The organism is Gammaproteobacteria bacterium (assembly GCA_028819075.1).
Lineage (GTDB): Bacteria > Gemmatimonadota > Gemmatimonadetes > Longimicrobiales > Gaopeijiaceae > BD2-11.
In genome coordinates, this window is sequence record JAPPMM010000018.1 from 57,317 (window position 1) to 83,278 (window position 25,962).

The 25,962-nt window shown below is 66.9% G+C and carries 20 protein-coding genes and 1 tRNA gene; 12 read left to right on the plus strand and 9 right to left on the minus strand.

The window, feature by feature from the left end; translation table 11 throughout:
* Positions 1-18: 18 nt before the first annotated feature.
* From OXU32_04100 to OXU32_04110, 3 genes are read right to left on the minus strand one after another with little or no spacing between them, the layout of a single operon-like run.
* A complete protein-coding gene (locus OXU32_04100) occupies positions 19-948 on the minus strand; it encodes a hypothetical protein (protein MDE0073151.1) in 930 nt (309 codons plus the stop codon).
* Positions 945-2,378 (minus strand): DUF839 domain-containing protein, encoded by a 1,434-nt coding sequence (locus tag OXU32_04105; GenBank protein MDE0073152.1) that lies wholly within the window; start codon positions 2,376-2,378, stop codon positions 945-947. The genes OXU32_04100 and OXU32_04105 overlap by 4 nt, the downstream gene beginning before the upstream one ends.
* A 16-nt stretch (positions 2,379-2,394) precedes the next feature.
* Positions 2,395-3,084, minus strand: coding sequence for an SOS response-associated peptidase (locus OXU32_04110; protein MDE0073153.1), 690 nt, complete (start codon positions 3,082-3,084; stop codon positions 2,395-2,397).
* Between the two features lie 147 nt (positions 3,085-3,231).
* On the opposite strand from OXU32_04110, the gene OXU32_04115 reads away from it, so the two are divergent.
* Positions 3,232-4,314 (plus strand): hypothetical protein, encoded by a 1,083-nt coding sequence (locus OXU32_04115; protein MDE0073154.1) that lies wholly within the window; start codon positions 3,232-3,234, stop codon positions 4,312-4,314.
* A gap of 26 nt (positions 4,315-4,340) precedes the next feature.
* Entirely contained in the window at positions 4,341-4,982 is a 642-nt protein-coding gene (locus tag OXU32_04120; protein MDE0073155.1) for a hypothetical protein, read from the plus strand.
* 16 nt (positions 4,983-4,998) lie between these two features.
* On the opposite strand, the gene OXU32_04125 is transcribed toward OXU32_04120, so the two are convergent.
* Positions 4,999-5,490 (minus strand): hypothetical protein, encoded by a 492-nt coding sequence (locus tag OXU32_04125; GenBank protein ID MDE0073156.1) that lies wholly within the window; start codon positions 5,488-5,490, stop codon positions 4,999-5,001.
* Positions 5,491-5,908: 418 nt separating this feature from the next.
* Here OXU32_04125 and OXU32_04130 point away from each other — a divergent pair, with 418 nt between their 5' ends.
* Complete coding sequence (locus OXU32_04130) at positions 5,909-8,935, plus strand: TonB-dependent receptor (protein MDE0073157.1); 3,027 nt, start codon at positions 5,909-5,911, stop codon at positions 8,933-8,935.
* A gap of 14 nt (positions 8,936-8,949) precedes the next feature.
* The gene (locus OXU32_04135) at positions 8,950-10,296 is read left to right on the plus strand and encodes a RagB/SusD family nutrient uptake outer membrane protein (GenBank protein ID MDE0073158.1); all 1,347 of its coding nucleotides are present in this window, start codon (positions 8,950-8,952) and stop codon (positions 10,294-10,296) included.
* A gap of 129 nt (positions 10,297-10,425) precedes the next feature.
* On the opposite strand, the gene OXU32_04140 is transcribed toward OXU32_04135, so the two are convergent.
* Positions 10,426-11,373 carry a hypothetical protein gene (locus OXU32_04140; protein MDE0073159.1) on the minus strand — a complete coding sequence of 316 codons (948 nt, stop codon included), beginning with the start codon at positions 11,371-11,373 and terminating at the stop codon, positions 10,426-10,428.
* 262 nt (positions 11,374-11,635) lie between these two features.
* Between OXU32_04140 and OXU32_04145 the strand changes: the two genes are divergently transcribed.
* Both OXU32_04145 and OXU32_04150 read left to right on the plus strand, forming a co-directional pair.
* Positions 11,636-12,010 (plus strand): BlaI/MecI/CopY family transcriptional regulator, encoded by a 375-nt coding sequence (locus OXU32_04145; GenBank protein MDE0073160.1) that lies wholly within the window; start codon positions 11,636-11,638, stop codon positions 12,008-12,010.
* Positions 12,007-14,031 carry a TonB family protein gene (locus OXU32_04150; protein MDE0073161.1) on the plus strand — a complete coding sequence of 675 codons (2,025 nt, stop codon included), beginning with the start codon at positions 12,007-12,009 and terminating at the stop codon, positions 14,029-14,031. The genes OXU32_04145 and OXU32_04150 overlap by 4 nt, the downstream gene beginning before the upstream one ends.
* Before the next feature lie 52 nt (positions 14,032-14,083).
* On the opposite strand, the gene OXU32_04155 is transcribed toward OXU32_04150, so the two are convergent.
* Positions 14,084-14,156: transfer RNA gene (locus OXU32_04155), tRNA-Asn, on the minus strand.
* Positions 14,157-14,376: 220 nt separating this feature from the next.
* Here OXU32_04155 and OXU32_04160 point away from each other — a divergent pair.
* From OXU32_04160 to OXU32_04185, 6 genes are all read left to right on the plus strand, one after another.
* The gene (locus OXU32_04160) at positions 14,377-16,809 is read left to right on the plus strand and encodes a DUF5916 domain-containing protein (GenBank protein ID MDE0073162.1); all 2,433 of its coding nucleotides are present in this window, start codon (positions 14,377-14,379) and stop codon (positions 16,807-16,809) included.
* Between the two features lie 364 nt (positions 16,810-17,173).
* The gene (gene infA, locus OXU32_04165; protein ID MDE0073163.1) at positions 17,174-17,389 is read left to right on the plus strand and encodes a translation initiation factor IF-1; all 216 of its coding nucleotides are present in this window, start codon (positions 17,174-17,176) and stop codon (positions 17,387-17,389) included.
* Positions 17,390-17,567: 178 nt separating this feature from the next.
* The gene (locus OXU32_04170) at positions 17,568-18,419 is read left to right on the plus strand and encodes a sigma-54 dependent transcriptional regulator (GenBank protein ID MDE0073164.1); all 852 of its coding nucleotides are present in this window, start codon (positions 17,568-17,570) and stop codon (positions 18,417-18,419) included.
* Between the two features lie 204 nt (positions 18,420-18,623).
* A complete protein-coding gene (locus OXU32_04175) occupies positions 18,624-19,910 on the plus strand; it encodes a M20/M25/M40 family metallo-hydrolase (protein ID MDE0073165.1) in 1,287 nt (428 codons plus the stop codon).
* Positions 19,911-20,025: 115 nt separating this feature from the next.
* Complete coding sequence (locus tag OXU32_04180) at positions 20,026-21,585, plus strand: hypothetical protein (protein ID MDE0073166.1); 1,560 nt, start codon at positions 20,026-20,028, stop codon at positions 21,583-21,585.
* A gap of 151 nt (positions 21,586-21,736) precedes the next feature.
* Positions 21,737-22,741, plus strand: coding sequence for a hypothetical protein (locus OXU32_04185; protein MDE0073167.1), 1,005 nt, complete (start codon positions 21,737-21,739; stop codon positions 22,739-22,741).
* A gap of 547 nt (positions 22,742-23,288) precedes the next feature.
* Here the strand turns inward: OXU32_04185 and OXU32_04190 are convergent.
* The 3 genes from OXU32_04190 to OXU32_04200 all read right to left on the minus strand — a co-directional run bounded on the left by OXU32_04190 (position 23,289) and on the right by OXU32_04200 (position 25,962).
* Positions 23,289-23,522, minus strand: a complete 234-nt coding sequence (locus OXU32_04190) for a hypothetical protein (GenBank protein ID MDE0073168.1) — start codon at positions 23,520-23,522, stop codon at positions 23,289-23,291.
* A gap of 962 nt (positions 23,523-24,484) precedes the next feature.
* Positions 24,485-25,156 (minus strand): hypothetical protein, encoded by a 672-nt coding sequence (locus OXU32_04195; protein MDE0073169.1) that lies wholly within the window; start codon positions 25,154-25,156, stop codon positions 24,485-24,487.
* A 68-nt stretch (positions 25,157-25,224) separates the two neighbouring features.
* Positions 25,225-25,962 carry an ABC transporter ATP-binding protein gene (locus OXU32_04200; protein MDE0073170.1) on the minus strand — a complete coding sequence of 246 codons (738 nt, stop codon included), beginning with the start codon at positions 25,960-25,962 and terminating at the stop codon, positions 25,225-25,227.

Below are 25,962 nucleotides of genomic sequence, written 5' to 3' on the forward strand. Positions count from 1 at the left end.
ATCGTCCCGGCTGAGCTGCTACCGCCAGCTCAACCCGAAGCGGTGCGCCCCCTCGCCGCCCTCATAGCGCTGCCAGGCGTAGTCGATGGCGAGCCGGTCGCCGTTGAACGCCCCACCGAAGGTGACCGGGCGTCCGAAGCCGTTCGGCGCGCGCCGGACGCCGAAGCGGGCCGTAAAGGTCCGTCCGCGCACGGGCCAGTACGCGATCTCCATCCCCGCCCCGGGAACGACCGCGCCATCCGCCTCGCGGGAGACCGCGGCGGTCCAACCCAGGTCGAGCGGTCCCACCGGGATGGCCGGGGTCGACCCGCCCGCCGTGACCCGCCAGGGCAGTGGGACCTCGACTTCGCCCAGCGTGAGCCCCGGCCCCAGGTTCTGCACGGCGAGCCCCAGCCGGGCAGGCCCGGCCCCGACCGCCACCCCCAGGTCGACGGCCCCGGTGGCGTCGTGGTGACCGCCCAGGCGCTGGTCCAGCAGCTTGCCGGTGATGCCGGCCCGTATGCCCCGCACCTCCCGCGCATACCCCACCGAGACGGCGACCTCGGCCGTTCCCGTCTTCCAGTTGGTGAAGAGCGACTGCGCGTCGTGGGACAGGACGGCCGCACCCCGGTCCGGTACTCCATAGCTCAGCGTCTGAACCCCCACGGCCACGCTGGCCGAGGACCAGTCGGCGGCGCCGGATACCGTGGCGAGCAGGCTTGCGGTCCCGAAGCGCTGCATCGCCCCGCCGATCACGCCGTTGCCTCCGATCAGGGCCGGGTTGTGGAACACGGCGTCGCTGTCGTTGCCCACCGCGTAGAAGGCGCCGCCCAGCGCCAGCCCGCGGGTGCTGGCGGGCAACTCGAGCACCAGCGGCCCGTGTTCGGCGGACTGGGCCTGCCCGTCAGCGGGGCTGAGGGCCCATGCGGCCGCAATCGCGAGCGCGCCGAACACCGCGGCGCCGCTCATACGGGCCCGTCCTCCCACGGTCCCCACATCGCGTAGGTGGCGCTCGACCGGGTGCTGCCCGCGCGGCGCCCGCCCTGCTGGTTGAAGAACAGCACGCGCCCGTCCGGGCTGAAGCAGGAGCCCGCGAACTCGCCGGCCGTCCCTCCCTCCGGCCCCAGCGGCGCGCGTGCCAGGTTGACGATCCTGCCCTCCCGGTCGAGCGCGCGCACGTGCTGCTCGCCGCTTCCGTCCTCGCACATGACCAGCCCGCCGCGCGGGCTGAGCACGATGTTGTCCGGACTGTCCAGCACCTCCGGCGCGGGCGACTCGAACACGAGCGTCAGCTCGCCCTGGTCGGCGGAGGTCGGCCGGTAGTGGAAGACCTGCCCGGAGGTTGCGTCGCCGCCGTTGGTGGAGACCACGTAGATGCCGCCGTCCCCATGGAAGGCCCCCTCCAGGCGGGCGAAGCGGGCTCCTCCCTTCGCGAGCCCCTGCCGGAACACCGCCAGCTCGTCGCGCCCGGCGTCTTCGGGATCCGGGTCGTCGATGTCGACCCAGTGGACGGGCAGGACCGTACCCGCAGTCTGGTTGCGGGCGGTCAGGTAGCCGGGCTCCCCGGTGACCGCCATCATCTGCAGTCTCCCTCCAGCGGCAAGCACCCCGGGCTCGCGCGGAATGAACCGATAGAGCCCGGCGCCGGGCCGATTGGGGACGAGCGGCACGTACCAGGTGTCCTCCGTCTCGTACACGATCCCCGTCTCCGGATCGACCGCCACCGCCTCGTGCACGAAGCGGCCCATGGCCGTGAGGGGCACCGGATCCACGGGGCCGGTGGCGTCGACGGGCACTTCGAAGATGTACCCGTGGGGCCTTTGGAAACCATCACCCCGCCCCTCCGTGGTTTCTTCGCACGACAGCCAGCTTCCCCAGGGGGTCGGACCGCCCGCGCAGTTCACGCGAGTGCCCGCGAGTGACGCAAACTCGTCCACCAGCTCCGCGCGCAGGCCCTCGCCCTCCCCGGTGATGCGCACCTCGAGCGAAGTCGTGCCGCCGCTCCCGGCGTCGTCGTAGGCCGGCGAGCCGATCGGCCGCGCCGACTCCGGCGGGTCGGTCATCTCGTGATTCCGGATGAGGCGCACGTTGCCGTTCGCCATCGGGAACGCCGCCATCCCATCGAACGCGTTCGGGACCAGGAACCCCTCGCGCACCGGCGAGGGAACCCCGCCCGAACTCAGCCGCACGCAGTGAAGGTGCTCGGCGATCTCGAGTTCGGGGCAGTCCGGAGAGCGCACCAGCGGGCCGTATGGCTCGATGATCCACGAACTCGGGTCAACGGCTTCACCCCGCCGTTCGCTGCCGCACGCAACCAGCCCCGCAAGGGATGGCGCACACGCGGCAAGCCCCCCGGCGGAAGCCAGCCGCGAGAGAAAGGTTCGGCGTCCCAGAGTCATCTCGATTCCTCCCTCATCAGATCAGCCGCAACTGCTCCCCGACGGGCCGCAGAAGGTCCGGGTCGTCGTTCACGACGCTGTTCACTCGCGCGCTGACGGGCCGTCGTTGGTACGGCCCGGGATTGGGGGTGCTCAGTCGATCGAGAAGCTCGTGGGCCTGACTGGAAGGGTCAAGCCACTCTGCGAACCACTCCGGATCCACGATGGCGGGCTGCCGGTGGTGGATGTCCGTGAGTGCGGTCGCCGCCGGCGTGGTGAGGATCGCGAAGGACTCGACGACTTCCCGCCGCGCCTCCCAGCGTTCCCAGATGCCGGCAAAGGAGATGGGCCCTCCGCCGACCAGCGTCAGGTAGAACGGCTGCCTCGTCTGCGACGGCCCCTGCCATTCAAACCAGCCGTTGGCGGGAACGAGGCAACGCCGCTCGCGAAAGGCGTCCGCGAACACCCGCTTCTCGCGAATCGTCTCTGCGCGCGCGTTGATCAGCGGCGGCCCCGCGCCAGCGTCCTTCCACCACGAGGGGACGAGGCCCCAGCGGAGCTCCGCGATGTGCCGGCTGCCGCCGTCATCGACACGGCAGACCGCGAAATCCTGCGTCGGAGCGCCGTTGTAGCGGGGATCTCGCGCCAGCGAAGGGGGAGGTCCGGTCAAGCCGTAGAGGTCGTAGACTTCCCGCGGCGACGCCTTCTGGGTGAAGCGTCCACACATCAGTCAGGTGTTCCCGGTCCCGTCCTCGACATCGATGTACAAGAGAATCCCGATGTTGCCTTCCAGGCACCCCCGGTTCTACCGTCCACTGTGGGATGATGGGTACCAGAGGTCCACCGGAACGTCGTCATCTGCAACCTGGCGGACATGTTCAAGACGGGCTACATCCTGAATCGCCGAGCGGACATCGTCTGGTTCCTCGGGCTGCCTTTCTTCGCCGTCGCGCTCGCGCTGGGCTTCCAGGCCTGGCTCCCCTACGTGGCGGTGGCGTCCATCAATCTGTGGATCACCATCCCCCATCACTACGCCGGGTGGGTGCGCTCCTACGGGATGCCCGACATCTGGGAGCGCTTCAGAAACCGGCTCATCGCCGGCCCGATCGTCATCGTCGGCTTCACCGTCCTGGGCCTGCAGTTCGCGCCCATCACCCTGCTGCTGCTGGTCACCGCCTGGGACCATCAGCACAGCCTCATGCAGCAGCACGGGCTCGCGCGCATCTACGACTTCAAGGCCGGCGCCGGGCTTCCCTCGACGCGTCGCTTCGACCTCGGCCTGCACTGCGTGCTGTACGGCTACATGTTCATCAGCGCACCCATGTTCCGCTTCCTGTGGATCCGGGAGCTGCACCGCATGCACGTGCCGGTGTCGGCGGGCTTCGTGGACGGGCTGCTGACGGTCAGCCAGATCGTGCTGGTGGGATATCTGATCGTCTACGCGCTGCACCTGCGGCAGATCGCGGCCGCGGGCGGAACCATCAACCCCATCAAGTACCTGTTCATCGGGGCCAGCTACTTCCTCTGGTACTTCGTGGCCTGGCAGACCACCTCGATCCTGCTCTACGCGGTCGCGCACCGTCTCATGCACGGCGTCCAGTACATCGTCATGGTGTATTCCTACATGCGCCGTACCGCCAGCAAGGGGACCTCCAGACCCGGCTTCTGGTCGCGGGTGACCGGCAAGGGCAGGCTGCGCTGGTTCCTCGTGGGCGGCGCGGCCTACGCCGTCCTCTTCCAGCTCCTCATCAACCGTCCGCTGGACGAGTTCGGGTTCGGGGTGGTGAACTTCGCCCCCTATCCCGCGCTGCCCGAGTTCGGCATTCCGGCGCTCGACTACTCCAGCGGCTACGCCCTCTTCTCGCAGATGATGGTCTACGCCTACGGGCTCATGCACTACTACCTCGACTCGTTCATCTGGAAGGTGCGCGACAAGCAGACCCAGCGGGGGCTCTAGTGGCCGACTGGTACAGGCGTTATCGCATGCTGATCGGCATCTACGTGATCGCCGTCATCGTGGGGGGCCGGGAGTACCTGGTGTCGCGCGGACAGGAGCCGGTCGACTTCCTCAACGAGAAGTGGGGGGACATGACCGATGTCGTGTCGGTCATCAACCCCGGAGACCCGGATACGGAATTCCTGGAGGCCGTTCAGGCGCTGCAGCAGGGCGACGACGAGACCTTCCTGGCTCTCCTGGAAGAGGCGCTCGCCTCGGACGTCAAGCACAACGATCTGCTGCTCCAGTCCTACGCCCAGCACCTGCTGAACACGGGGACGGACCACGAGCAGGTGAACGCGGCCCTCAACCGCTGGCGCGAGAACCATCCCTTCTCCGTGGAGACGGTGTGGCTTCCGCTCGCGACCGGGCCGCGAGGCGCCACGGATCTGTCGGATCTGAACCGGGCCTTCTCCGAGGTGCAGTGGGTGACCGACACCAGGATCGAGTCCTACGGGGACGGCAGCGCCCAGCGCTGGCGCGCCACCATCACGTTCCGACCGGGTCAGCCGGTGGACATCCGGGACGCGGTCGCGGCCGCCAGCGTGCTGGCCCTCCCCCCGGGCCAGCGGCATCTCTACGAAGTGACCTGCGTGAACCTCACCGACTGCAGCGCCGAGCGGCGGTAGCCGGGCTCGCTTCAGCCTACCGTCCCACGGGTACAGAGATCAGCGGCACCATCAGATCCGGGTCCGGATCGGGCGGCGCGGGCTCGCCCTCGGACTCCAGAATGAAGCTGAGGATCGCTGCCACGCCACCGGCGACGACCCCCACGAAGGCGGAAGTGGCGAGCCCGTTCAGGGAACGGCGTTCCGTCGCGAGTATTTCGCCCTCGGGGATGCGCAGCGTCTGCTCGAGCCCGACCGCCTGGAAGCCCACCTGCCTCCGCGCGACCTCTACCATCAGCAACAGATCGCCGGCGTCCCGTCCGACAACCGTCCCGCGCACCCTGGGCAAGGCCTGGTCCACCTCGTAGACCTCCCGGAAGTCCTCTGCGCCGGCCTGGGTCACGTAGACTCTCACCGGCTCCCCGGGCGCCGCCGCCGCCGTTTCCATCGGCACGTAGCGGTAACACGCGGAGAACAGCAGCAAGGTCGCGACAGTGCAGATGGCCTGTCTCGCGTTCGTCCCTCGCATGGCACCTCCCGGCCGGCCGACGACGGGCTCGAGCGAGGCACCGTGTCGCGCGCAAATCGATGGGCGTTCGGTTGACGATTATCGCGCCGCCGCGGACGCGCGCAACCCCCGAAAGCCTCGACGCCGGCTCCGGTCTCCCAACTGCCGCCCGCGCGGCTGCTTGCGTGACCCCCACTCACGGCCAATTCTACACGTTTGCGGTTCGACCCCTCTATTCACCAGCACCAGCGTCGTTTGGGACGGCAGTTCGGTCAACGCGCGGTCTGGGAGTTCGTCCCAGGGGCTTTTGGCAGGAGTCTGTTTCTCGGCGCACCGGGCGCAACGCCGGTGACTTGCGTCGCCGAAGGAGGGCTCCATGTCCCGATTGTCCCTGTTCTTTCCACACAGACCCCGCGGGCCTGGTCGATTGGAAGGAGGGTTGGCCGTTCTCATTGTGGCGGGTCTCTCGATGCTCTCCCCACTGCCCGCGCACGCCCAGAACGGCCGCATCACGGGAATCGTCACCGACGCCCAGTCGGGCGCTCCGGTCGGCGAGGTGCAGGTGTACGTGGTCGGTTCCACCCTGGGGACGCTGACCCGGTCGAACGGGCGCTACCTCATCCTCAACGTACCTCCGGGTTCGTACGAACTCCGGGCGGAGCGCATCGGCTTCCAGACGGTGACCGAATCGGTCGACGTGCCCGTTGACGGCACCGTCACCCGGGACTTTGCTCTGACGACGGAGGCGCTGGGGCTCGACGAGATCGTCGTGACCGGGGCGGCGGGGGCCGCGCGCCGGCGCGAGATCGGCAACGCCATCGCCCAGATCAACCTCACCGACATCCCCGAGCGCGAGGCCAACGTGTCCGACCTGCTGCAGGCGGCCGCGCCCGGCATACAGGTGATCGGCGGAAGCAGCGAGCCCGCGCAGGGCAAGCAGATCCGCCTGCGCGGCAACTCCAGCGTGGCCATGTCGAACCAGCCGATCATCTATGTGGACGGCGTGAGGATCATGGACGACGCCTTCCCGGTGGTGGCCACCCCCGGCACCGGGCTGGGACGTCCGTCGCTCATCACGGTGACCCCGCTCGACATGATCAACCCCAACGACATCGAGCGCATCGAGGTCATCAAAGGCTCCGCGGCGACCACCCTGTATGGCACCGAGGCCTCGGCCGGCGTCATCCAGGTCTTCACCAAGCGCGGCTCCGCCGGCGCGCCGGTGTGGACCGCGGAGATCCAGCAGGGCACGGGATGGATGCAGCCGTTCGGCGCGCCCGGCGGCGACTTCATCCAGATGGAACACTACATGCGCGACGCCTGGTGGGGCGGCGGATACGAGGGCGGCCAGTATTCCACGGACTGCGTCACCGACGACGACCGCTGGAAAGGTGTGAACTCGAGCGCCAGTGGCCCGTGCAGCTTCCCCGGGTCGGTGTGGTTCCAGAACTACCTGCTCTCGGTTCGCGGCGGCGGCGAGGCTTTGCAGTACTTCATTTCGGGCCAGTATCAGGACGACAGCTACGTGCTCGCCAACGACGAGCTGGAGAAGTACAACTTCCGCGGCAACTTCACGATGACGCCGGTCGAGGATCTCCAGATCCAGTGGAACACGGGCTATACCAGCCAGTGGCTGAGCGGGACTCCGTCGGGCAACAACGCCGAGGGAATCCAGCTCAACGCCTTCCGCCAGGAGCGCAACTACGTGGGCTCGGCCGATCCGCGCGAGATCGGCAAGCTCCTGGAATACGAGTTCGACCAGCGCAACGAGCGCCTCAACTCCGGAATCACGCTGACCTACACGCCTCAGGCGCGGCTCACCAACCGCTTCACCTTCGGCTACGACTACTCCAACCAGGAGGGTGAGAACCAGCGCAACTTCGGTTTCTTCCTCAAGCCGCTGGGTTCACGCACCAACGATACCTTCCAGAGACGGGTGCTCACCTTCGACTACGTGGGGACGTACAACCTGCCGATCACGTCCACCATCAACTCCAACTTCTCGTGGGGCGGCCAGGCGATCGGCGACTCGCAGGTGCGACTGCGCCTGTTGGGCGAGGACTTCCCCGGCGCAGCCGAACCCACGGTGAGCTCCGCGGCCATCAAGGTAGCCGAGGAGGACCGCGAGAAGGTCTGGAACGCGGGGTTCTTCTTCCAGAACGTTTTCGACTTCAGCAACAAGTACTTCGTCACCGGCGGGATCCGGGTCGACGGCAACAGCGCCTTCGGTTCGGGGTTCGGCCTCCAGGTCTACCCCAAGGTGAGCGGCACCTGGGTGATGAGCGACGAGGACTTCTGGGATCCCGGGCTGGGCTCCATCAAGCTTCGCGCGGCCTACGGCCAGTCCGGCCGGGCTCCGGGAGCATTCGATGCCGTTAGAACGTGGTCGCCCGCGGGGTATGCGGGCACGCCCGCCTTCACGCCGTTCAACCTGGGGAATCCCGATCTGGGACCGGAGGTGTCCAGGGAATGGGAGTTCGGCTTCGACGCCTCGTGGCTCGACGACCGACTGACGGCCACCTTCACCTACTTCGACCAGCAAACCACCGACGCGCTCATGTTCGTCAGCGCCGTCCCCTCGCAGGGATTCACGCGGAGCCAGCTCCAGAACGTCGGGACGGTCGGCGCCAACGGGATCGAACTCCAGCTCGACGGGAGGCTGTTCCAGAGCACCAGCTTCAGCGTAGACGCGGGGCTGGGGGTCAGCACCTACAATTCGGAGGTGATGAGCTTGTGCAAGGGCGAAACCGAGCCGAGCGAAATCGTGCTCGCGCGCGATCCCGACGCCCAGTGCATCTCCCGCTTCGCCGATCTCAACGGGTGGATCATCGAGGGCCAGGCGCTTCCCGTCGAGATGGGCCGGCGCGTCATCAATCGGGACGAGATCGCCGACCCGCAGTTCGCGGACAATCCGGAAACTCCGGCGGCGCCCGGCAGGACCGGAGAGAACGTCATCATCGGGCCCCAGCTGCCCACCCACACCATCACGCCGTCCCTCGCCGTACGCTTCCCCGGCAACATCCTGCTCTCCGCGCGCGGAGAGTACATGGGCGGACACGTGGCGTACATCAACGAGATCTCCATCAGCCGTTCCGTCCGCTCCCCGCTCTGCTTCCCGTGGTACGTCACTCCCAAGACCTCCATCGAGCTGAAGCCGGAGACGCCGGCCATATGGCGCGAACGGTGCACGCCCGGGTTCTCGCGCGACTACTGGTTCGATTCGGACTACTTCAAGCTTCGCAACGTCAGCCTGACCGTGCCCGTGGACGCCGTGTTCCCGGAAAGGGTCTCGAACGCCACGTTCACCGCCACCCTGAGCAACTTCTACGACTGGTACCGCGAGATTCCCTGGTACGACCCGGAGTCGCTCGGCAACACGCCGGCCCTCGATGACGGAATCGGAAACCAGACCGAGCGGGTGCCGTCCCCGGTCACGTTCCGCATGTCCATGCGGGTCACCTTCTAGGGGAGGGCTGAACGATGACAGAGAACAGAGGAAACAACTACGGAATCCGCCTCCCCCGGGTGCTTCTCGTCGCCGCAACCGCCGGGCTGGCGGCCTCCGGCTGCGAGGTCACCAACCCCGGACCCATCCAGGACGAGTTCCTGGCCCAGCCGGCGTCCCAGCAGGGGCTCGTCAACGGCGGCGTGCGCCGGCTGGCGGAGCTGCTCACCTACGGCAGCTACACCCATGCCATCCTGGCCCGGGAACTCTTTCCGGGCGGCCAGACCGGGTTCATGGGTCACGACCCCATCACCCAGTCCGGGCACATCCTGCCCGGGAGCTTTTCCAATCGCTGGAACGACGGGGTGCAGGCCCGCTTCATCACGGAGACGGCGATCAGCCGCTTCACGGAGGTCGACGCGCCCAGCAACATGCTGTACCAGGCGTACCTGTGGAACGCCTTCACCTACCGCACCATGGGCGAGTGGTGGTGTGACGCCGTGCTCGGTCCCACCGATCCGGACGATACCACGCCCGGATCCTATGAACAGGGATCGACCGGGAACTTCAACCGCGCCATCGACAGCTTTACAGCCGCCCTGGGGTTCGCTGCCACCCCCGACGAGACTCACGCGGCAAGGGGCGGTCGGGCAGCCGCACACGCCTGGCTGGGGGACTGGAGCGCGGCCGCAGCCGACGCCGCGACGATCCCGGACGACTTCGTCTTCTGGATCAACTACGACGACGAGCTGCAGCCCTACTACAACACCATCTTCGAGGCCAACGCGCGCCAGCCGGCGGGATCCTACTCCATCATCTACACCTTCGTCGAGGACTACTACACGGAGACGGGAGACCCGCGGACCCCCTGGTTCGAGGACGCGAACATTCCCTACGCCACCGCGAGCCTCGACACCTACGGCCAGGTGGAGTGGAAGAACCAGGCCAAGTACAACAGCCGCAACGACGACCAGCGCATCGTCAGCGGCTGGGAGATGCGGCTGCTGGAAGCGGAGGCTGCGCTGAACGCAGGCAACTGGCAGGCCGCCATGACCATCATCAACCGGGTGCGTACGCGAAACATCAGCGATACCACCGGCGAGCCGCTCGATCCCTGGGTCGCGATGAGCATGGAGGAGGCGTGGACCTTCCTGAAGCGCGAGCGCTACATCGAGCTCTGGCTCGAGGGACGCCGGCTGGGTGACGAGCGCCGCTGGGCGGCGACCAACACGCCGGGAGATCTGGATACCCCCGACTGGGAAAGCACCGCCTTCGCGCCCGGTTCCCGCACCACCATGTTCACGCGCAACCCGAGGTCGTATTGCTTCGACATTCCCGAGTCGGAGCGCGACCGCAACCCCAACGTCCCGCCGATCAGCTGAATCGAGGGGAACAGGACAAATCCGGGCCGCGGGGGTGGTCGCCCTCGCGGCCCGGATTTTTCGTTGTCCCGGCTGAGATGATCCGGTGCACGGTCGGGCGCCGGTGACCTGCCGGCAGGCTTCCGCGATCTACCAGAGGTAACGGTAGTCGCGCAGGTTCACGGTGAATCGGGTGCCCCGCCTCAGCCAGACCCTCCTGATGCGATTCCGCCATTCGACGCCTGTCGGGTCGAGCGCGCTGCTCGCCGGGCTTCCAAAGGCGTCGGCAAGTCGAGGGGTGATCACCGAGGACATGTCGGGGTCCAGGTAGATGAGCTGGATTCTTCCGACCCGACCCCGCTCCGTGTCCATCCCGACGGCAATGGAGTCGGTCGTCCCGAACAACCCGTCGGTCCGGCCGATGACGGTCAGGGCGCCGGACCTGCGGGGCAACGTCTCCAGCGACTCGGGAAGCGGCTCGCCGAGGGTGATGGTTGTGCCCCCGACCAGTTGAACGGCACTCGGAACCGAACGCATCACGGAGCCGGGGACGGGAGGTGGAGAGTCGCATGCGACCGAGGTCAGCTCGACCCGCCGAGTCCAGCTGCGATACGGGAGGTTATCCGAGAACGTGGTGGAAGCTCCCGCCCAGATACCCCCGTCATCCGGCTCAAGGCGCGCCCCCACGCCGTGGAAGCCCGTGGAGAACCAGAGTCGCAGTGTGCTGCCTTCGACTCCCCAGTTCATGTACACATGAGGCGTCGGCAGAGCGCCTTCCGGAACGACGATTTGCCCGGCGCTCCCGGGAAGGGTGGCATCAGCGGGCGGACCGGCCAACCGAAAGCGGGGCGGAATCTGCAGGTACGCGGAATCCAGGCCCAATGCGCTCGGCACGGGCTCGCTCTGCACCTCGATCGTGTCGGTCAGGAGTTCGCCCCCCGCAAACATGAGCCCCGCAACGCGCCCCTCGAACCACTCTCCCTCGGCTACGTCGTAGCAGCCAAGCAGGTCCGCCTCGGTCAGCTGAGCCGACGTTGATACCGACCAGGCCCCGGATGCCAGTAGCAGCCCGACCACGTGCACGAAGTGATTTCGCATGGCGTTCTCCTGAGCGTGCGGCGCAGTCGAAAAGTAGATGTCCGGGGGCTGGCGGGGCGAACCAGGCGAGCCGAGGGGGGCCTCGGCGACCAGGTTACTAAGGATGTAGTTGACAGATCGGGATCCTGCTCTCCACTATGCTACTATACCATTAGTAGCCGTCTCTGAGCCTTGGCGGACGAGATTTCTCCGTCGAGCCTGGACGACCCGTCACACGGTTCCGGAGAGCCCGGCCCGAAAAATCCAGCTTGAGGAGGAATCCGTGACCGCGCTCACCGCCCGCGAAATGGACGTCATGTCGGTTCTGTGGGACCTGGGGTCCGCTACCGTGAACGAGGTCAGCGCCCAACTGGACGACGACCTGGCCTACACCACCGTGCTCACGGTGCTGCGCATCCTGGAATCGAAGGGCCTCGTCGGCCACGAGCGGGAAGGGCGCGCGCACCGCTATCACCCCTTGCTCGCGCGCCGGGAGGCCGGCCGGTCGGTGCTCGACCGGCTCCGGGAGAAGGTCTACTCCGGGTCCACGGAGATGCTCGTGGCCAACCTGGTTTCCGACGAACGGCTTTCCGCGAAGACCATCAGGCGCCTGCGCAGGCTGCTTGACGAGCGTCTCGAGAAGGAGGAACGAGGATGATCGCCGCATGGATGCTCTGGTCGGCCGGTATCGGCGTGTTGTTCCTGGTCGCGGGCCTGGCGGCCGAGAGGCTCCTCACCCACGGCGGCCGCCCGACGCGATGGGTCTGGATCGTCGCGGGCGCTGCAACCACCGCATTGTCGGTGCTGCGGATTCCGGGGGCCCCACCGGAACCCGCGGTCGTCCCTCCACCGGGGTTCGCGCCCCCGCTGCTGGAGCCGCTGGCGGTGACGGTCGCCCGCGACTCGATGCTCCGCTCCCTGGACGATCTGCTCGTGCTGGGCTGGGTCGTGCTCTCTTCGCTGCTGGTGGTCACGGTCCTGTTCGCCTTCGCGCGCCTGGTGCGGGAGGGAAGGTCGTGGCAGCCCGGTTCGCTGGGCCATCGCTCCGTGTTCTGGTCCAGGGACACGGGCCCGACCATCGTCGGCCTCCTGCGGCCGCGCGTCGTGCTGCCGGCGTGGGTGCGCGCGATTGGCCGGAGGGAGCAGGAACTGATTCTTGCGCACGAAGAGGAGCACATCCGCGCCGGCGACGCGCGGCTCCGGTTCCTGATGACGCTGCCGCTGTTCGTCTTCCCGTGGAATCCCGCCCTCTGGCTGCAGCGCCATCGCCTGAATCTCGCCGTCGAACTCGACTGCGACCGGAGGGTGATGCGCCGGATGCCGGGACACCGCCACGCCTACGGCAACCTGCTTCTGCGCGTGGGCGCGGGACAAAACGGACTGCATCGCGTGGCGCTCGTGGCATTGTCCGAGGGGCGGTCGCAGCTGGAGCGACGCATCACCAGGCTGGAGGAGCAGATGCCGCGCGTGCGTCGCCTGCAGGGTGTGCTGCTCGTGTTGGGCGCCGCAGCCATCGTGGCGCTGGCGGTCCTGTTCCCGCGCGTTCGCGGAGAAGATGCACCAGCGTCGGACGAGCCGGCCGACCTCATGGCGGCGCCGGTGTTCACCCCCTACACGGTGCGTCCCGACCTGGTGAACGAACGAACGGTCATGCAGGCGCTGGAGGCCGAGTATCCCCCGATACTGCGCGACGCGGGGATCGGCGGCACCACCAACGTGCGCTTCTTCATCGACACGCGTGGCGTGGTGCAACGGGTTCTCGTAGCCGAGACGTCAGGCCACGAAGCACTCGACTCGGCCGCCCTGCGGGTCGCCCGCACCTTCCGGTTCACGCCAGCGCTCAACCTGGACGAGATCGTGTCCGTGTGGATTGCCATCCCGATCACCTTTAGCACTGGCGCTGCGGGGGCGGACGGAGTGCCTGACGAGGTGCGCGAATTCGCCGACAGCATCGCCCGCGAACGGGGGGACGACCCCGGCGATCCCCCGGCGGACCCCGAAGCCCGACAGGAAGCATCGCTGGCGGACGGCATGCAGCAGCCGACGTTCACCCGGTACACGGTGCGTCCGGACCTCGTGAACCAGCGGGAGGTCCAGCGGGCCCTCGAGAGGGAGTATCCTCCGGTCCTCAGGGAGGCGGGAATCGGAGGGACGGTCAACGTGCAGTTCTTCATCGACGCGGAGGGCAAGGTGCGAAGGACCCTCCTCGCCGCGAATTCGGGTCACGCAACGCTTGACGAGGCTCGCCTGCGGGTTGCGAACGTCTTCCAGTTCACGCCCACGCCCAACCTGGACGAACCCGCGCCCGGCGCCCCCGTGGCCGACACCCCAACCGCCACGCGCTACACGGTACCTCCCAACCTCCTCAACGAGGAGGAGGTCCAGCAAGCCATCGACGACGAATACCCTCCGCTGCTTCGGGATGCGGGGATCGGAGGCACGGTCCACGTGCAGATCTTCGTCGACGGGGAAGGTGTGGTGCAGAACGCCGTCGTTGGCCGGTCGTCAGGCCACGATCCGCTCGACGAAGCAGCTCTCCGCGCCGCCCGCGTCATGCGATTCACACCGGCTCTGGACGTGGACGAGCCCGTGCCGGCCTGGATCGCCATACCGATCACGTTCATCGCTGACGGCAGGGTGTACAGAATGGCCGAGGGTGATATCCCGGGGAGCCCGTAACATCCGGAACGACAACCATCTCCGGGTTGTCGGCACTCAGGGTTGGAACCGACTGGGGCGGGAGGGCTCGAACCTCCAACCTCCTGGTTAACAGCCAGGCGCTCTGCCTATTGAGCTACACCCCAACAAGGCCGGTATGCAGATGTGGCGCGTCCCCGGGAAGCCGGGGTCGACGCAACTGCAAACGAAGCCATTTCGGCCCCCGCGTGTCAACACTGCTTCCCGGCTGCGTGTCTCAAGAGTTAGGTTACCGGGCTTGCGCGCGCACGGGGTCATACCGTCCCGAGGCGGCGTTCGCCGCGTCCTTGCCACAAGCCAGGTGTCATCCGAGAGGGCTCATCTCCCATGATTCTCAAGCTGCTCGCCGTACAGGCCATTCTCGTGCCTGCCCAGGGCGATGTGCCCGAGCGCCCGCCCGCAGTGGCCGAATACGATGGCGCCGCAGGGCAGCTCGAGATCGCCACGCCGCGGCTTGAAGACCCGGACATCAACATTGACGGCAGGCTCGACGACGCTGCCTGGGAAGGCGCGGCGCTGCTGCGCAACTTCAGCCAGTACGATCCGGTCGAGGGCATCCCCGCGGTGCAGCCGACCGAGGCGCTCGTGTTGGTAAGCGACGACGCCATCTACTTCGGGGTTCGCGCCTACGACAGCGATCCCGGCGGGGTTCGCGCCTCCCTCAGCGAGCGTGACAGCTGGGGCCGGGCCGACGACTACATTCGCGTCGTGCTCGACACCTTCAACGACCGGCGGCGCGCCTACAACTTCATGGTCAACGCCTACGGCGTACAGCAGGATGGGATCTGGGTCGAGGGCGGCCAGGGCGGAGGCGGTGGCGGCCGGGGCGGCCGCGGAGGCGGTGGCGGTGGGGGTGGCGGACGCCGGGGCGGCGGATTCGGGCCTCCGCCGGTGGACTACAACCCCGACTTCATCTGGGAGTCGGACGGCCGCCTGGACGACCAGGGGTACACGGTCGAAATGCGCATCCCGCTCAAGAGCATCCGTTTCCAGAACGTGCCCCGGCAGTCCTGGGGCATCAACATCATGCGCCGGGTGCAGCGCACCGGCTATCAGCAGTCCTGGGCGCCGCTCTCGCGCGACAGGGCCAACCAGCTCGAACAGTCCGGAACGCTGGACGAACTTCAGGATCTGGATCCCGGCCTGTTCCTCGAAATCAATCCGGTCGCCACCGGCAAGCGCCTGGGCGCATACGACTCCGACGCGGGCGCCTTCCAGCACGACGATCCCGTCGGCGACTTCGGCTTCTACACGACCTACGGGCTTACCTCCAACCTGACCCTCGACGGTACCTACAACCCGGATTTCAGCCAGGTCGAAGCCGACGCGGGCCAGATCGCGGTCAACGAGCGCTTCGCCCTCTTCTTCCCCGAGAAGCGTCCGTTCTTCCTCGAGGGAATGGACATCTTCCAACTGCCCAAGCAGCTCGTCTACACCCGTTCGGTCGTGGATCCGATCGCGGGCGCGAAGATCACCGGGAAGGTGGGGAGCTTCAACGTCGGCTACATGGGCGCCGTCGACCAGGTCGCGTCGAGCAGCTCCGCCAACGACGCCGTCGTGAACCTGGTGCGTCTTCGCCGCGACCTGGGGACCAGCTCGACCTTCGGGCTGACCTACACCGACCGTACCCGTTCCACCGACGTCTTCAACCGCGTCATGAGCGCCGATTCGCGCCTGGTGATGGGTGGCCGCTACACCTTGCAGCTCATCGGAGCGGGCAGTGTCCGGGGCCTGAGCGAGGGCGGCTCGGAATGGGGTTCGCTGACCTCCGCCAGCTTCGCCCGCACCGGACGGACCTTCTCGTTCAACGGCGAGTTCGAGAACATCGAACCCGCGTTCGAAGCCGCCAGCGGGTTCATCCGGCGGGTCGGGCTGACGCAGATACAGGGGAACGTCTCGCTCAACAGCATCGGGCGTCCGGGCGATCTGATCGAGCGCTGGGGGCCGTCGCTCTCCGTGCGCACGCTCTGGGACCACGACACCTTCTGGGACGGCGGCAAGACCGAGGAAAGCGAAATCCGCCTCACGGGCACGGCCTCGTTCCGCAACAATATCACGCTGTTCCTAACCGGAACGCGCACCGACTTCTTCTTCCCCGCGAGCGACTACGGGGGGCTCTTCACGCGTGAGCCATCGGACATGCTGGCCCCGCTCTCCGTGAGCCAGTCACATTTCGAGGGCTTGTACGGAGGCAGCTTCTTCCTGATGGCCAGCTCCTGGAGCAAGGTGCGCGGCAACATCCGCTTCAGTTGGGGGGAGACGCCTCTGTTCTACCGCACGCTCGACGTGCCGATCGAAACCGCGGAGCAATATTCCGGCAGCGTGAGCCTGAACCTCTATCCCTTCACCTCCCTGCAGGCGGAAGTCGGGGTCAACCACGAGACCCTCATCCGCAAGCGTGGCGGGGGCCGTTATTCATCGGCCACGATTCCGCGCATCAGGGCACAGTATCAGTTCACCAAGGCGCTCTTCCTGCGGAGCATCATCGAGTACGCCCACCGCCATCAGGAGCCGCTGCTGAACCCGGTCAGCGGGCTGCCTCTCGAGTACTGCCCGGCGGATGCATGCACCGCATTGTCGACATCCGATGGACACGACGTCCACGTCGAGGTGCTGCTCAGCTACGAGCCTTCACCGGGTACGGTGATGTACATCGGCTACTCGCGCGAGATGGAGGACTCGGGCGCCTTCCGATTCCAGCGGATGAGGCCCCAGGCGGACGGCCTCTTCGCGAAGGTGAGCTACCGGTTCCGGCTGTAGCGTTGTCGCTGTTGCCCGCTCGAGATCGGAACCGGAGCGCCTTCGGGGTCGAGGCCGGAGGCGAGGCACGGGCGCGGAGCCGTTATTTCCGCTCGAGCACCGCGGTGCGCCGGCATCGCTCGCACATCAACCAGACGCGGTCGCGCACGTACGAGACATCGGAGCGTGGACGCACATCGCGCCGAACCATCGCTGATCGGCACCTGGGGCAAAGAAGCGGCTCGCCGCCGTCCAGGCGCTCCTTGAGGAGACGCTCCTCCCCGGGTGTGAAATTCATGGCGGCCCAACTCCCCTGCGCGGCAGGCGTCGCGTCACGGGGCTCGGCTCCAGCGCCCTCCCCTTTGTCACGATAAGAGGCCCGCTCTTGGCAAAACAGGCAATCGAAATCGAAGGAACCGTAATCGAAGTTCTCCCCAACGCGACCTTCCGTGTCCGTCTCGAGAACGGACACCAGATCCACGCCTATCTCTCCGGCAAGATGCGCCAGCACTACATCCGCGTGCTGGAAGGCGACCGGGTGAAGTGCGAGATGTCTCCCTACGACCTTTCGAAGGGACGCATCACCTATCGGTACAAGTAGTTCGGCCACATGTCCCGAGTCAGTCGGCCCCGCACGTCCTGAGTCGGTCCGTCCCGCACGTCCTGAGTCGGTCGGCCCGGCACGTCCCGAGTCGGTCCCCGTACTGACCCCGTCCGCGCAAAAGCCCGCCGGTCATCCCCGGCTGCCATCCCAACGCCCGCTCCGATGGGCGAGCTTTATGGCGGCACAACAGCGAAGTGCACCGGACGGCGCGCCTTGGGGGACGATGCTCGGTATCGCGCAAAGCATCAAGCGGGAACTGCTCGGGGAGAGTGCGCAGATCGAACGCGTCCGACATCTGATCGCGCGCGCGGCGGGCGTGGAGGCTCCCGTGCTCATCACGGGAGAGACCGGCACCGGCAAGAGCCTTGCCGCCCGGCTCATCCACGGGCACAGCGCGCGCCGGGGGGCGCCGCTGGTTCCCGTCAATTGCGCCGGAATCCCGGAGGGTCTGTTCGAGAGCGAATTCTTCGGTCATCGCCGGGGCGCGTTTACGGGAGCCGTGGAGAGCAGGCGCGGGCTCTTCGAGATTGCGGATGGCGGCACCCTCTTTCTGGACGAGATCGGGGAACTTCCCTCGCCCCAGCAGGCGAAGCTGCTGACCGTGCTTGAAGACCGCGAAGTGCGCCGGGTAGGAGATGAACGGCTTCGCTCCCTGGACGTGCGGGTCGTCTGCGCGACCTCGCGCGATCTGTCGGAGGCGGTGCCGGCCGGTAGCTTCCGAGCCGATCTGTTCCACCGCATCGCCGTGCTCCGAATCGCTCTCGCGCCCCTCCGGGAGCGGCCCGGGGACATCCCCGTGTTGGCGCACATGCTTCTTCAACGGCTGATCGAGAAGTACGGCGTGCGCACGAAGACGCTGCCGGTTCGCGTCGAGGAGATCCTGGTGGAGTATGCCTGGCCCGGGAACGTGCGGGAGCTGGCGCACGTGCTCGAGGCGGCCGCCATCTGCAACTCCCGGAAGCGGATTTCCGCGAGCGGCGTGGAAGAGGTGATCCGGTCGCAACCCGGGCGCGCGCATGGCGCCTGACACTCCGCCATAGGCGGGCCACGGTGCGGTCATAGCCTGGCGGTCGGCGCCCGGCACTGCCCTGGCGCCTGCCCGGGCTCATGCCTCGTTGGACAACACCCGGTGTTGCAATGGCTACGGCGCGGATCTACCGTATCCGCTGCCAGGTCTGCCAGTTCAGCGCCGGTCGGCGTGAAGTCGTCCAGTCAGCCCGCGGAGGTCTCGATGGGTAGGGGTATTCCAGCAGTCGCCGTTCCGGTCCTCTGGTTGTTCGCTGCGTTTCTAGCCGGCGCGGGCTCCGCTCCGGTCGAAGCGCAACAGCCGGGTGGACAGGACGCGGACGATCCCGTCCGCGAACTCGTCTCGCGTCTCACCCTCGACGAGTACAAGACCACGCTCAAGGGCCTTACCCAGTTCGGCGACCGCCGCCAGGGCACGCAGCGCAACCGCGACGCCGTGGACTGGATCGAGGCCACGCTTCAGGACTTCGGCTGCACCACCACCGAACGCGTCCACTACCAGTATCCGCCCGCGGGCGCACAGCCGCGACGTTCCTTCGCCGACCCCTTGCCGCGGCCGCCACCACCGCCGCCCAACGAGAATACCGGCACCCCGACCGGAGGCGATGTCGGCCGACGCGGCCCCGGTCCCGGAGGCAGCGTCATCTTCGGCTACCGGGCCCGCACGGGCGTGAACCGCGACCCGATGGCCCAGCCCGACGAGCGCATCCGCGAGCTGAACCGCGAGGAGCCGGTGGACGGGGACCGGTCGCAGGTCTACTGCACCAAGGTCGGCGCGACACGTCCCGACGAGATGTACATCCTCGGAGCGCACATGGACGGGCACGGTGTCAACGAGGCCGTGGACGACGACGGTTCCGGGACCGCGCTGGTGATGGAACTCGCGCGCGTCTTCAGCTCCCCGGACGTCCAGACCGAGCGCTCGATCCGCTTCGTGCTCTGGAACAACGAGGAGACGGGCCTGAACGGCGCGCGCGCATACGTGGAGCAGCGCGAGGCGCTGCAGGGCGTGGAGGATCCGCCCGGGTCCGGCAGTTATCCCGAGCCGCGTTGGCTTGGGATGATTCAGCACGACATGATGCTCTGGGACCACGGCGCGCCCGACCGCGCCGGACGGGTAAGCCGGGATCAGCGCCCCGAGGCCGACGTCAACATCGAATTCCAATCCAACGCCGAGCTGGCGACCGAAGCCATGGAGCTGGCGTTCTTCTTCAAGGCCGCCAACGAGCAGTACGCGACCGATTATCCCGCCACCGTCGGTCCGCACATGACCAACACCGACTCGACGCCCTTCATGCACCTCACTCCCGCGATCAGCCTGCGCGAGAACGAGAGGGGGGCGCAGGTCGGTGCCGGCTGGAACCCGAACTGGCACCAGCCCACCGACGTGTGGACCACCTACACGGACGACGACTTCCGCCTCGGCCTGAACGCCGCCCAGACCACGCTCGCGGCGATCGCGCAGTTGGTCGGCGCGACCGTCGAACGGTGAGAGAGGAGCGATCATGACGATTGGAACGAGGGTCCCGGGTCGGAGTTGCGATGCCGGCATGGGACGGTGGCGGCGGTGGTCGGCTCGGCGCACCGGACATGCTGGCCGAAGGCACGTGGCGGGCGGACGGGCGATCGCGGCAATCGGTGCGGCTCTGACCGGCGCGGCGTCCGGCACCGTCGTGGCGCTCTTCGCGGTATCGGCGCTCGCGGCTCAGGGCACGGCATCGCCATCGAGCGGACCCTTGGTGGAGGACGTGACCTTCAGCCGGGACATCGCGCCCATCCTGCAGCGCGCCTGCGTCCGCTGCCACCGGGACAACGGCGTCGCCCCCATGTCGCTCGTCACCTACCGCGATGCGCGCCGCTACGCGCGCCGAATCGCCGAGCGCACCGGAATCCGCGATCGGGCGGGCGCCATGCCTCCGTGGTACGTCGAGAAGGACATCGGCATCCAGCACTTCAAGGACGACATGTCGCTCGACGATTGGGAGATCGCCGCGATCGACGCGTGGCATCGCGCGGGCGCGCCCGAAGGGGATCCGGCGGACATGCCTCCACCCCTGGAATTCGACGACGACATCGTATGGACGGCAGGCGAACCCGACCTCATCGTCCGCCTGCCCGAAGTGCTCGTGGGGGGCGACTCGCCCGACTGGTGGGGCGAGATCGAGAGCGTCCCGACCGGCCTCACCGAGGACCGGTACGTGAAATCCGTTGAGATCCGCGAGGTCAACGATGTGCCGTCGACGCGGACCAGCACCGAACACGAGGGTCGCCACACGGTCGGAGGGCGGTTCGTGGTGCACCACATGATCTGGAGCACGCGCGTGCTCGAGGGCAGGGAATCGGGGGTCGGCTCCGAGCGGGCTTCCACCGATGTCGGCTGGCCGGTGCACGAAGTCGGGCGCGAACCGGACATCTTCGACGAGGACGCCGGCCGGCTGCTTCGCGCCGGGTCGTCGGTCGTGTCCAACTCGGTGCATCTTCACTCCAACGGCCTTGATACGCGCGCCCACCTGGAGATCGGCTTCCGCTTCCATCCTCCGGATTACGAGCCCAGGTACCGGCGGGCCAGCTTCGGACTGGGCAACGGAAGCGACATCGACATCCGCGCCGGAGAGTCGGGACAGGAGCTGCACGCGTACCGCGTCCTGAACCAGCACACCAAGATCGTCACCTTCGAGCCCCACCTGCACGCCCCCGGAATGCGCATGTGCCTGGAGGCGATCTGGGGCTTCAACGTCGAGACCATCAACTGCGTCGGCTACGACCACAACTGGGTGCGCGGCTACACCTACGCCCAGGATCACCAGCCGCTCCTGCCCAGAGGGACGATTCTCCACATCGTCGGCTACATGGACACCTCCGAGGAAAACCGGAACGTGCCCGACACCCGCAACTGGCAGGGCTCGGGCAACCGGTCGGTGGCGAACATGTTCATCGATCTCGGGATGCGGGTGCAACTCACCGACGAGCAGTTCGTGGAGGAGATGGCGAGGCGCAGGGAGCGGCTGGAGCTGGGTCCCAACGACCACGTGATCGGCTGCCCGCTGTGCATGGTCGTTCCGGAGAACGGGAATCCGCGGTACTACGCAGATGCGGATGCGGCGGCTGCGAACGGCGAGCGAGCCGGGTCAACAGGCAATCCGCCCCCGGGCTCCCGCAATCGATAGCGCCGTGAAGGTGGGCATGAGTGCCCGCCGGGGTCGCGTGACGGGCGGCAGCGGGGCCGGGCTTCGCGCCACCATCCCGACGTGGTCGGCGACATTTGGGAACGTTCGAGCGATGCGTGGCATCGGGACCGGGCTCCGAGCCGCATCCAGGGTGAGCCGTAGCGTCGCCGCGCTCCGCGCCGTAGTCAGGCTAAGGTGTGGCGTCGCGGTGCTTGTGCTCGTCGCCGCCGCGTGGGCCTCCGACTCCGCTGCGCAGACCTATTCCCACGGGCAGAACGTGGCTCCGGCGTTCGAGGGCTGGGAGAGAAACGAGGACGGCTCGTTCAACTTCCTGTTCGGCTACATGAACCGGAACTGGCTCGAGGAAATCGATGTGCCGATGGGGGAGGACAACGCGTTCTCGCCCGGCCCGCCCGACCGCGGCCAGCCGACCCACTTCCTCCCCCGCCGCAACCGCTTCGTGTTCAAGGTTCGCGTCCCGTCCGACTGGGGCGACCAGGAACTCGTGTGGACGCTGACCAGCAACGGGATGACCGAGCGCGCCTACGCGACCCTGCGGCCGGACTACATCGTGGACAACACGGTCGTCATGTCCGAGACCGGCGCCCTGGGGGCCGGCTCCAGCAGTCCGGAGATGCGCGCCAACCAGCCCCCGACCATCGCGCTCGAGGGGCCGGATGTTCGCGAGACGTCGGTGGGACGGCCGGTCACCATCACCGTGCTCGTCGAAGATGACGGCCTGTTGCGCCCCCGACGCCGCCAGGCGCCCCCACCCCCCGAGACCGCGGAAGACTCAGCACGTGCCGACTCGATCTGGAACGCCCCCCCGACCTTCAGCCGCCGGCAACTCGCGCCTCCCTCCCGCGTCACCGTCCAGAAGGTGAACGGCCTCTTCATGTCGTGGTTCCTCTACCGCGGCGAGGGCGCCGTCTCGTTCGACCCTCCCCAGGTGAAGGTGTGGGAGGACACCCGCACGGGTGCCAACTCCCCTTGGGCCCCGCTGTGGTTCCCACCCGACCCACCGGAAGACGGCCGTTGGACCGTGAACGTGACCTTCGACCAGCCGGGCACATACCTCCTTCGCGGCCGGGCCGACGACGGCGGGCTGTTCGCAGACGTTGAGCTGACCGTGTTCGTGCGGCCCACGACGAGCTGAGTTGGTCCACGACCAAACCCGATTGGCTTCTGCAGCCAAAGCACGAGTGGCCCAGGCCCGGGAGTCTCTCCCGGGCCTGGGAGCAGCCGCGCCAGGACGAAGTCCGTTGATTTGCCGGCTAGTGGCGAAGACCTATAGCAAGAAGCTGCTTACCAAGTCGACGCCACAAGACACCCTGTCGATGCCCCACTTCATCCCGCACCCGGCGCGACTGAAGAACGTGCGGCCCCCGCACTGAGCCATAGCGTCGTCAGCGTTGGCAAGACACCGGTCGAATTGCTCGCTGGGTGTACATTCCCGCGGACTGCCGTACATGGTGTAACACTCCGCCAGCAGTGGTCCAGCTCCAAGAGCCAGAGCCGTTGCGAGCGCGAGACCGAGTCCGGTGGTTCGCACTAGGGGGTTTCTTGCGCGCATCATGTTATTCTCCTGTGGGTTTGAGGTGGATGACTAAATGGAGGCCGTCGCATCTTTGCTCGGGCCAGATCGATACAGTTGTCCGCGCTGGTCGGAAGCACGACCGGCACGATCAGAAGGAGATCAGTGGTCAAAAGACGCAATCCACCGCGTCCAGGAACGCTACGAAGGAGCAAGTGACACGGTCCCAGAAGCCCTTCGCCTGCCTGAGGCATTCGCCGTAGTCCTCTACGGCTTCGCCCAGGCACCCTGGGAGTACTTCCCCCTGCGCGGCCAGCACCGGTCCGGTGCCCAGCGCCAGTGCGACCATCAGAGCGAGGCTTGCCCCGGTCAAGCGGACAAATCGTTTGGTTTTGGCGATCATGGCTCTCTCCTCGTATGGATTTGACTGTGCGGGCCGTCTTGTCGGCCTGCGTGAGCGGACCAGCCGATTCGCGCGAGTGGGCGGGATCTCACCGCAGGTGGCATCTCGAGAGCTGTGTCACGGTCGAGTTCGAGGTTGGGTTGTATCGACATGGTGTGCTCGTTGAGGTCGCGGCCAGCGCGGCTCCTTGTCGCGCTGTTTGCGAGTGAGATCGGAGTCCCTCATCCGCGAATCGGTGCCTGTTCGCGGGTCACTCATCCACGTCTCGTACCGAAGCGCGGACCCCGGGCGAGTCAATGGCGGGATGTGCCGGTGTCCCTGAATCGGGCCGGTGCCGACGCATCGCAGCGGCGTCGAGACCGGATAGAGGCGTTGCCGACCCGACCCTGCCAGGGCCGGAGACGTCGGCGAGGGACGGACGCAAGCCCGCGGACACGGAACTGGACGAACAGAGAGGGAAAGGAAGACGTTTTCTCAGCTGCCTGCGGGGGAATCACTGCGGTCCTGCTTCTGAAGGCTGCGGCCTTCGCCTTCGGGTTCAAGCTGCTGCTGATCGCCGCAGCCGTCCGGCTCGTCTGGACGCTGCTCCGGAAAAGCCGGTGGTGCCGAACCTGCGACGAGGAATAGGACGGCTCCTCCAACTTCCTGTTCGGCTATATGAACCGGAACTAGCTCGTGTGGACCCTCAACAGCCTCGGGATGACCGAGCAGACCTACGCGACCCGGCGGCCGGGACCATCGTCGACAACACGGTCGTCATATCCGAGACCGGCGCCCTGGGAGCCGGTTCCAGCAGCCCGGAGATGCGCGCCAACCAGCCGCTGGCGATCAACGTCGAGGGTCTTGATGTTCGCGAGACATCGGTGGGTCGGCAGGTACCATCACCGTGCTCGTCGAGGGACGGACGGCCTGTGCGGGTTCCCCTACTGCGGCGAGGGCCACCTTTGCGGCATCCAGCATGCTCAGGACTGCTCCGCGTGGGGCAGCCGGCCTTTGTTGACCGTGTACCAGACGCCGAGCGCACCCAAGGCCGTCCAACCGATGCTGTATGCAAGGATTTGTGCAGATGGGATCCAGATGGCATCGGATCCGCCGACAAGGAAATCACGGAATTCTCTAATGGCGGGAATCGGAACGAGTAGTGCTTCGACCAGCCAGTTCCAAGGCCGTCCAAGCAGGTGGGTCGAGCCCGTTTCACGGGCCAGGGCTCCCGCCGCCACGAAACCGATCGCAACCAGCGTCGATCCTCTCGATATCCAGGACGAGAAGCCAAACACAACGCAAGCGAAGATGAGCACATATGGAAGGTAGCCGAGCAGCCGACTGATCTCGTCGGGTTGACCCAGCGCCGCGATCCCCAGGCGCGTTGCACCAAGCGCGAGAAGCGCAAACACCAGCGAGACCAGCAGCCCTTCCAGGAACCTCGACAGATAGAAGTGCACCGGTCCGATTGGCTTCTGCAGCCAAAGTCGTGCCATACCGCGTCGGAAGTCACCTGACACAATACCGGACGCGAAGACCAGCGGAAGAGCGAGACACAAGATTGCGAATATGTCACCGAGACCTACCGCGAGCAGGCTGGGCTCACCGCCGATGAGATTGGGCCACTGGATGATTCCGATGGCGAGGACCATCAGTGTGAGAGCTTTGACACGCGACCGAACCAATAGGATGACTCGTCTGCTCAAGGGCATATACATAATCATTCTCCAGTTCCCGTAAACTCAGCTTCCAGTATCGTGTCGGCGGGAGCGTCGCCAGGGCTGAGGACGGGGCCTGGACGGATGGTCCCATCTTCAAGAACGAAGGCGCGGTTCGCCAATCGTTCCACTTCCCCCAGTTCGTGGCTGGCCAGCACCACAGTGGCTCCCCGATTCCGCGCGCCAATGATTTCTGCTCTAAGGGCGTGGCGTGCGGGTGGGTCGAGCCCCGCAAAAGGCTCATCGAGCAATACGACCGTGGGTTCACCGATCAGGGCGTAGGCCAAAGACAGCCGTCGCTTCATGCCTTTCGAGTACCGTCGGGCGGGGCGCAAGAGGGTGGCGTCGTCAAATCGGGTTCGCGAGATGGCTTTCCGGAACGCGCCATGCCGGTCATCCGGCGAGATCCCGCTGAGGTCGACGCCGCGCCCGAGCACATCCCGGGCGTTCCACAGTCCCGGAAAGTCAATCGTCTCGGGCTGATAGGCGATTCCCTTCCGCTGCCGGTACTCCATGGGCGGCAAACCACCGATGAGGCACTTCCCCGCGTCGACCGGCAAGAACCCGAGCAGGACACGGAACAACGTTGTCTTCCCTGCTCCGTTAGGGCCGACGATCGCAGTGATCTCACCTGATCGTGCGACAAAGTCGATCTTCGACAGCACCCGACGACGTCGGGAGAATCTGCGGTAGGATACGCTCGCCCCGTCGACAACGATATCCGCCTGTGTAGCACCCAT